Annotated in this window: 5 protein-coding genes; all 5 read right to left on the minus strand. The window is 57.8% G+C overall.

The genetic code is table 11. The annotated features are described in order from the left end of the window. Positions 1–38: 38 nt before the first annotated feature. Positions 39–620 (minus strand): hypothetical protein, encoded by a 582-nt coding sequence (locus PKH29_10220; GenBank protein HNX15209.1) that lies wholly within the window; start codon positions 618–620, stop codon positions 39–41. A gap of 241 nt (positions 621–861) precedes the next feature. Beyond that, on the minus strand, positions 862–1,851 hold the full coding sequence (locus tag PKH29_10225) for an alpha/beta hydrolase (GenBank protein HNX15210.1): 990 nt from the start codon (positions 1,849–1,851) through the stop codon (positions 862–864). Further along, on the minus strand, positions 1,848–5,045 hold the full coding sequence (locus PKH29_10230; GenBank protein HNX15211.1) for a PAS domain S-box protein: 3,198 nt from the start codon (positions 5,043–5,045) through the stop codon (positions 1,848–1,850). The genes PKH29_10225 and PKH29_10230 overlap by 4 nt, the downstream gene beginning before the upstream one ends. Then, positions 5,018–5,200, minus strand: coding sequence for a hypothetical protein (locus tag PKH29_10235; GenBank protein ID HNX15212.1), 183 nt, complete (start codon positions 5,198–5,200; stop codon positions 5,018–5,020). The genes PKH29_10230 and PKH29_10235 overlap by 28 nt, the downstream gene beginning before the upstream one ends. A gap of 52 nt (positions 5,201–5,252) precedes the next feature. Continuing rightward, positions 5,253–8,683: PAS domain S-box protein (locus PKH29_10240; protein HNX15213.1), on the minus strand; the 3,431-nt coding region annotated here is incomplete at its 5' end.

An 8,683-nucleotide genomic window follows, 5' to 3' on the forward strand; every position in this document is an offset into this window, starting at 1 on the left:
CGGGCCTTTCCCATGTAAAATATGCGCCTTTGGGCCGATCATTCACACCCCGGGGCACCGATAACGGGTCCGGTTTCGCGTGGCTCAATAAAATATTCATCCTCCGCCCATTTCACGGGATTTTCTTCGATATAACGAAAATGATTCTGATAATCCTCTTCATCCCGAATGATGTGGTCATGATACGATGATTGCCACATATCAAATCCTGCCTGTTTATTTGTATAACGTTTTATTGATGATATGAGTTTTGGAATTATTGCATTAGTAGGGCGCGGCATCCCTGTTCCCGTCGCACGGATTTCCGCGCCGTTATCCAAAAAATCGATAATGGCAATTAAATGCACATGATTTGGCATAATGACATATTTATCTATGCATATTTGATGATTTTTTTGATTTATGAAATCAATTGTTTCAATTAAATTTTTTCCCAATTTCATCAATTCAACAACCGGCTCGGAAAATCTGGACGGCGCGTCAGGGATGCCGCGCCCTACATTGATCTTGCCCAACAATTCCCGGCGGTTTTTTACGCAAATTGTGATGAAATAAGCGCCGTCCGACGAATAATCATATTCTTTTAATCTCATGGTTTTTCTTTGCGGCAGATCGCTCACGAATAAATTCACCTTTCAATACCGTATGGGCGTCACGGGCCACGGTCCGCACGGCCACGGTCCGACGGCCGTCCGCGGATGTACGTCGTTTTTCCCATCGATGTAGGGCGCGGAATCCTTTACGCGCCGCTCCCGCCGCAGCGGTACCACATTTTTCGTGCCTGTGGGCACACGGAGCGTCAGGGATGCCGCTCCCTACGGATTCATAACACAATCCGCGTGTCAATCTGTTCGAAATCCATTACGTGGATTCATGCGGTTTGTCCGGTCCGTTCCGGCTGAAGGCCTCTTTCAAAAACGCGGCGCGCGAATCGATGCAGGCGCGGGTGATCGGGCTTTGTGAAATCACGTCAAACCCGTGGACGGTGCCCTCGGTGTTAAAAACCCGCGCGGAGACGCCGGCCGCTTTCAGGCGCTCCGCATATAAAATCCCGCCGTCGCGCAGGCAGTCGAACTCCGCGGTCTCGACGTAGGCGGGCGCGAGCCCCGCAAACGACGGGGCGTCGACGGGCGAAACGTATTCCCGCTTCTCGGCGCTTTGGCCGCGGAGATAGAGTTTCGCGTATTTGACGACGTCTTTGCTTGAGCACATCGGGACGTCCGTATAGCGGAGCATCGACCCGGTCTCCCGGTTGTCGCCCGTCGCCGGATAGACGAGCATCTGGGCGCAGGGCATTTTCTTTTTGCGGTCTTTCGCCATCAGACATACCGCCGCCGCCAGCATCCCCCCGGCGCTGTCGCCGCCCACCGCGATGCGGTTCGGGTCGATGCCCAGCTCCGAAGCGTGGCTGACGGCGTAAAAATAGGTCATCCAACAGTCATTCACCGCCGCGGGGAACGGGTGTTTCGGCGCGAGGCGGTAATCGGCGAACAGCACTTTGCAGTCAGCCCGCAGCGCGTATTCCCGCGCGAGTTTGAAATGATGCGGCGCGGCGCGCATCACAAATCCCCCGCCGTGAAAATAGACGAGGCAGGGCGCGTCGGGTCCGATTCCGGCGGGCGCGTACAGCAGTGCGAAAAGGGTCTCTCCGTTGTCGGCAAGCAGCGACAGCCGGCTGACTTTGATCTTGCCGTCGGATTTTTCTCTGAAGATCAACGGCTTCATCGTCGTTTTCATCAGCGCGAGCGTGAGTTTATTCAGCCGGGGCCTGAAGTTCAGCATCCTGAAATCGGCGTGGATGGGGTATTTCGGGGGTTTTCGCGTCCCCGACGGCGCGCGCGGCGGTTTCATCTCTTTTTGTCCTCCGGTTCTTTGTCGATCGGAAGGGTGACGAACAGTTTCGCGAGTTCGGGGTCGAATTGGGTTCCGGCGCAGCGGCCGATTTCCCAGAGGGCCTCCTCCCGGCTCGTCGGGTCGCGGTAGACCCGCTCGCCGGTCATGGCGTCAAAGGCGTCGGCGAGCGCCAGGATGCGCGAGAGCAGCGGGATCTGTTCCCCTTTCAGGCCCTGCGGATAGCCGCTGCCGTCCCACCGCTCGTGGTGACAGAGGATATATTCCGCGATGCCCTCGAGGTCCGGCACGGTCATCGCGATGTTTTTTCCGATGACGGTGTGCTTTTGCATCACGGCCCACTCGTCCGGGGTCAGCCGGCCGGGTTTATTCAGAATGCTGTCGGGCACGCCGATCTTTCCGATGTCGTGCAGCAGCGAGAACAGGCGCAGGTTGTCGGTGTCCTGCTGCGCGAGGCCGAGTTTTTCGGCCATCATGCCGGTCAGCCAGGCGATGCGGCGCGCGTGGGTCTCGGTCTCGTGGCTCTTGACGTCCAGCGTCGCCATGATGGAGTTGAACGTCGCGTTCAGATGGCTCATCCGCTCCAGCAGTTTCCGTTTTCTCATAAAAGCGTCGGCGTCCTGTTCGGCGGCGCCGAACGGCTCGTCCGGGCCTTCTTTGGCGCCGTAACCGAGGCTCAGGCTGATTTTGAACGCCTCGTCGGAGAGCGCGGCGTTGCGGGCGTCGCACGCCTCCGCGATTTTATGAAGCATCGCGCTGGCGGTCACACGATCGGTGTTCGGCAGCAAAATGCTGAAATCGTCGCCGCCCGTGCGGGCCAGCACATCGCCTTCGCGCATGCACCCGCGCAGCAGTCCCGCGGTCTCTTTGATGAGGGCGTCGCCCGCCGCGGCGCCGTAGGACTCGTTGATGAGCCGGACGCCGTTGATGTCCGCGACGATGACCGAAAGCGGCAGAAAAGCGTCGGTGTCGAGTTCTTTGCGCGCCCGCTCGTAATAATTGCGGTTATAGATCCCCGTGAGAAAATCGCGGATGTTCAGGTCCTCGATGCGCGCGTAGGCGGCTTCCCGGTCGGACGCGTCGACGACGACGGAATACAGCGCCTTTTTCCCCATATAGCGGATGGGGCTCGCATACACGTCGACCATTTTGACCGAGCCGTCTTTCATCCGGTGCGAAACGGCGTAAAATTTTTGTTTTTCCTTCATCGCGTTCGCCCGCATCGCCCGGACCTGTTCCGGCGGCAGAGCGTTGATTTCCTGTATGGTCAGGCCGCGGAGTTCTTCTTTCGTATAGCCGTAAAACGCCGTTGCGGAGGGATTGGCGTCCAGAATCGCGCCGGATTCCGGCTCGATGAGCAGCATCACTGCGTCGTGCTCGCTGAACATCGAGCGGGTCTGTTCGAGCAGCCGCTCGTTTTCCTGTTCGCGCTCTTTGTTTTTGACCGCCGTCCAGATGCTGCTCATGAACACGGTCATCAGCGCAAGGTCGTTTTGGGTATAATCCCGCTCTTTGTCGGCGAATCCGATGACGGCGACGATCTTGTCGTTTTCGAAGATCGGAAAGGTCATATATTTGCGAAACCGGACGTGGCCTTCGGGGAATCCTTTTTTGAGCGGATTTTCCGCTTCGAAATCGTTGACGATCAGGGCTTTCCGCTGCCGGACCGCCTCGCCCCAGATGCCCGTTTTTTCGAGCGGATACCTTTCGGGCGCGTTTTTCACCGCGCAGTCGCGCATCACGCCTTCGGTCCGGGAGTTCAGGGTGAATTCCCGCTTTTCCTCACTGTAAAAATAGATATAGCCGTATTTGCTGCCGGTGATGCGGATGGCCTCCTGCAGCGCAAAATCCAGCCGTTCGCGAACGTCGGTGAAATTGCCGAACATAAAGTCGACGATGATCTTTTCGGCCTCGGCGGTTTTTCTCACATACTCGTCCTGTTCGTACTGCGCGGTGACGTCGCGGATGTAGGCGCCGACGCCCGTTTTCCCGCTGTCGAGCGGCACCGGGAATTTGCTCGCTTCGAACACCCTGCCCTCTCCGAATTCGACGCTCGTGACGGTCGCGCGTTTCGCGATCGCTTCCTCGTCGCTTTTCCGGCAGGTTTCGGCAAAAACTTCATCTTTGAGCTCAAAATCGGTTTTTCCGAGGATGTCGGCGGCGTCTTTATCAAAAAATTTCTCGAGCGCTTTGTTGACCATCAGATGGCGGAAGTTTTCGTCCTTGAGATAGATCATATCGGTGCTCGACTGGATAAAAGTCGCCTGCATCAGTTTCGACCGCCCGAAACTCGCGTCGAGCTCTTTTTGCTTCGTGATGTCCTGGACCGGGCACAGATGATTGTTTTCGTTGTTGCCGAGCTTGTGCGCCGTGACGATCATGTTCACCCAGACCGGCGAGCCGTCGGGTTTCAGATAGCGCTTCTCCATTTCATACTGTTTGATCTCACCGGCTTTGAAACGCTTATATTGTTCCAAATCGGCCTGCAGGTCGTCGGGATGGGTGATATCGGTCCAGTCGACCTCCGCCAGTTCCTCTTTGGCCCTGCCTAATATTTTTTCAAACATCGGGTTGACCGCGAAGGACCCGTATTCGGACTTGTGAGAAAAATGCTTGTCGCTCATCAGCGCGATGCCGACGGGTGCCTGTTCGAACACGCTTTCATAGACGGCTTTTTTATAATCGAGCTCCGCGTTCAGGCGCTTGATCTTCTGATACTGCCCGTGGCCGAAAGCCGCGAGGCCGGCGAGCATGCAGACGCAAAGCACGACCAGCGCTTCGGGAAGCACTTTTGAAAAGATATTCGCGTTCCACTCTTTCGCGGGATAATCGACGCCGAACACGGCGATCACGCTGCCGGCGTCGTTTTTCACCGGCACCAGCACGCTGATCCAGGTGCCCCACCGGTCAGTTACCGGTTCGGAAAGCACCGTCTCGCCCGTCAGAAAAGGTTTTCGGGTTGTAAGACTCTCCTCGACGTAAACCTGCCCGGGCGGCGAATAATCGGGGGAATCGGCCGGCTCGGAATCGGCCAAAAAAACGATGCCGCCGTCTTTGAGCCCCAGCAGATAGGCGAACCGGATGGGTTGCGCCGTCCGCGTGAGCTGCGCGAGGCCCTCTTTGAGCGTTTCGTAGCCCGGCGTTCCGGCGTCCGCAATGCTGCCCGTCAGCCCGGCGGCGTATTCGACGGGCATGAGCGCTGCCGCCGACTCTGCGAGCCGGACGCTTCCGTCTCGGCGGCATGCCTGTAACGCCCGTAAGAAAACACCAAAAAGAGCGCGCCGAACACGGCGACGGCGACGATGACGGCGGCGACGCGGGCCCGGACTTTTTGCTCGTGCGTGCTCATAAAATCCCTCCGGGTTTTTCCCTTTGATTTGCGGACGTGATTTCGGAATTCGCTATTTTTCGGTTCGCCGTTTCTTCGCTTTTGCCGGTTCCGGCTTCTCCGTTTCGGCGGTGTCGTGTTTCGAATCGTCCACCCGCAGATTCAAAAACAGATCCACGAGTTCGGGGTCAAACTGGATGCCCGATTTTTCGACGATCTCGGCAATGGCGGCCTCGCGGCTCATCGCCGGTTTATAACTCCTCGCGTTGGTCATGGCGTCATAGGAATCGGCCAGCGTGATGATGCGGGCTTCGAGCGGGATCTCCTGCCCTTTGACGCCCTGCGGATATCCGCCGCCGCTCCAGCTTTCGTGGTGGTGCAGGATGTATTTGGCGAGCTCCTTGAATTCGACGCTGGAGCTGAGGATGCGCCAGCTCGCCTCCGCGTGCTTTTCCATCTCTTTGCGCTCCTCGGGGGTCAGGGGCCCGGGTTTGTTCAGAATCTTTTCCTCGGCGCCGATCTTGCCGATGTCGTGTAAAAGCCCCGCGATGCCCATCTTGTTGACGTCGTCCTCCGAAAAGTTCAGCTGCGCGGCGATGAGCTTGCAGATGGCGCTGACCCGCCTCGAATGCGCCTCTTCGCGGGGGCTCTTTTCAAACAGCGCTTTCATGATGACCGAGATCGTGTCACTCTTGCGCCCGGCGTTTTCATAGAGTTTATAGCGGTACATGTAGTTTTCCGCGTTCGCCGTCACGTCGTTCAGCGACTGGCCGGGATTTTCTTTGGTCGCGTAGCCGTAGGAGAGCGAGAGCCCGACGTTGCTGACGGTCTCTTTCAGCGCCGCGTCTTTAATGGCGTTGCCGATGTGCAGCGCGTCTTCGCCTTTGGTGGCGGGCAATAACAGCACAAACTCGTCTCCGCCGGTCCTCGCGGCGACGTCGCCGGGCCGGCAGGCGCTTTGAATCGCGTTTGCGGCTTTGACGATGAACAGGTCGCCGGCCTCGTGCCCGAACGAGTCGTTGACCAGTTTCAGGCCGTTGATGTCGAAGACGATCACCGAAAGGGGCAGTTTTTCGGGCGTATCCAGCTTCGGGAGGATGCTTTCGAAATATCTGCGGTTGTATAAGCCGGTCATCACGTCGTGGCTGCTCATGTGGATCAGATTCATTTCCGACTGTTTGCGCGCGGTGATGTCGGTAAAGGTGATCAGACTCGCCCACAGTTTGCCCTGCGCGTCTTTGACCGGGGTGCCGAACACCTCCAGCAAAATCCTCGACCCGTCGGGCCGCTCGACTTCCATATCTTCAATATGGGAACCGATGCCTTTCATGCCGAGGGAGATCGGCAGTTCCTCGTTGGGATACGGGATATCGGTGCCCGCCTTGTACGCCTTGTAGTCCTCGGAGAGCGTATTGCCGTTCGCGTCCGGCTTCACGCCCCTGCCGAGCAGTTCGCGCCCTTTGTCGTTGACCGCGAGCGGCTTCCCGGTTTGAGCGTCCGCCATGAAAACGCCGACCGGCAGCAGTTTTAAGAGTACGGCCATCAGCTCGTTCTGCCGGCTGATGTTCTCCTGCGCCAGTTTTTTTTCGGTGATGTCGGTCAGAGAGACCTGCACGCCGAGGACGTTTCCGTCGGGGCCCGAGACCCGGGTGTAAATGCTCGAATACCATTCCGGTTTTGAATCGCGCAGCACGCAGTCTTCGTACTGCTGCAGCTTCGCGCTGTTCGCGGCTTTTTGAATGCGCGACAGATACAGCTCCGCCTGTTCTTTCGTAAATAATTCATGTATGGATTTTCCGACGAAGTCCTCCGGCTTCCCGCCGTTGCGCTCGAGCGCCTTGTGGTTATAGGAGATCACGATCCCGTCGGTCGTATAGTAACCGATCCCGACGCCGGAATATTCAAACAGGGAGCGGTAGCGCTGTTCGCTCTCGCGCAGGGCTTTTTCGGCCTGTTTTTGTTCGGTGACGTCCCTGAATTCGACCGAACGGACCGTTTTGCCTTTGTACGGCACCATTCTGGCTTCGATGCGCGCGGGATACAATTCGCCGTTTTTGCGGATCCCCAGGGCCTCATAGGGCTTTTCGAAATCCTCCCCGACGTGTTTCGCCGCCGTCTCCCTTGATTCGGGAGCGATCAGCAGGAGGACTTCCATTCCGATCAGTTCCTCGTACGAATATCCCGTAATCTTCGAAAGGCCCTGATTGCACTCGAGGATCCGTTTCCTGTCGTGAATCACGAGGCCGCCGAAGGACGCGTCATGCAGCACTTTATAGCGCTGTTCGCTCTCGCGCAGCGCCTGTTCGGTTTGCCTGCGCCCGGTGACGTCCTGAAGCACGGTCCGGATGCTGGTGATTTTTCCGTCTTCGTCTTTCCCGGCTTCGCCCTTCAGCCACACCCACCCGTGCGAGCCGTCCGGTTTCGTGATCTCCAGTTCCAGCTCAAAGGGGGTCCCGTCCGTTTTGATGCGCGTAAACGCTGCCGCGAGCCGCTCCCGGCTCTCCTGCGTATAGACTTTCATCCGCTCTTCGAAACTCGGGGACGGGCCTTTGGGGTCAAACCCGAAAATCTCCAAAAGCTCGCCGCTCCAGGTCACCTGACCGGTCGCGGTGTCCAGACGCCACATGCCGAGCCGTGAGATATGCTGGGCTTCCGTCAGGTCGTCGTTTTTTTGCCGGAGCTGTCCTACGAGTTCTTTTCGCGCGGTGATGTCCTGCGCCGCGCCCCGGATGCTGGTGATTTTTCCGTCTTCGTCTTTCCCGGCTTCGCCCTTCAGCCACACCCACCCGTGCGAGCCGTCCGGTTTCGTGATCTCCAGTTCCAGCTCAAAGGGGGTCCCGTCCGTTTTGATGCGCGTAAACGCTGCCGCGAGCCGCTCCCGGCTCTCCTGCGTATAGACTTTCATCCGCTCTTCGAAACTCGGGGACGGGCCTTTGGGGTCAAACCCGAAAATCTCCAAAAGCTCGCCGCTCCAGGTCACCTGACCGGTCGCGGTGTCCAGACGCCACATGCCGAGCCGTGAGATATGCTGGGCTTCCGTCAGGTCGTCGTTTTTTTGCCGGAGCTGTTTTTCAAGCTCTTTGCGCCCGGAGATGTTTCGGGTGATGCCGTAGAGGCCGTGCAGCGTGCCGTCTTTTTTGTAAACGGGCCCTTTGGTGCTCAAAACCGTCAGGGCTTTGCCGGACGCGTCGGTGATGGTCTCTTCGTGCGTGACCGTCCGGTTTTTTTCCAAAACGTTCCGGTCGTCTTCTTTTATCGCGCGCGCTTCCTCTTCGGGGAACAGAAAAAAGTCGTCTTTGCCGAGCGCTTCCGCGGCGGTTTTTCCGGTGATCTTCTCCGCGGCGTGATTCAATAAGAGATAACGCCCCTCGGGGTCTTTCATGAAAATCGCGTCGGTTGTTCCGTTGATGACAGAGTCGACCAGGACGCGGTTTTCGTCGAGCTGCTCCAGCAGTTCATACCGCTCGGTCACGTCGTTGAAAATCGTCGCGACCTGCCCGCCGG

It is taken from the genome of Oscillospiraceae bacterium (assembly GCA_035353335.1).
Lineage (GTDB): Bacteria > Bacillota > Clostridia > Oscillospirales > JAKOTC01 > DAOPZJ01.

Excerpts from the sequence above, each read along its gene's own strand:
- PKH29_10225 (HNX15210.1), bottom strand. The coding sequence starts at position 1,851 with ATGAAACCGCCGCGCGCGCCGTCGGGGACGCGAAAACCCCCGAAATAC.
- PKH29_10230 (HNX15211.1), bottom strand. The coding sequence starts at position 5,045 with ATGCCCGTCGAATACGCCGCCGGGCTGACGGGCAGCATTGCGGACGCC.
- PKH29_10235 (HNX15212.1), bottom strand. The coding sequence starts at position 5,200 with ATGAGCACGCACGAGCAAAAAGTCCGGGCCCGCGTCGCCGCCGTCATC.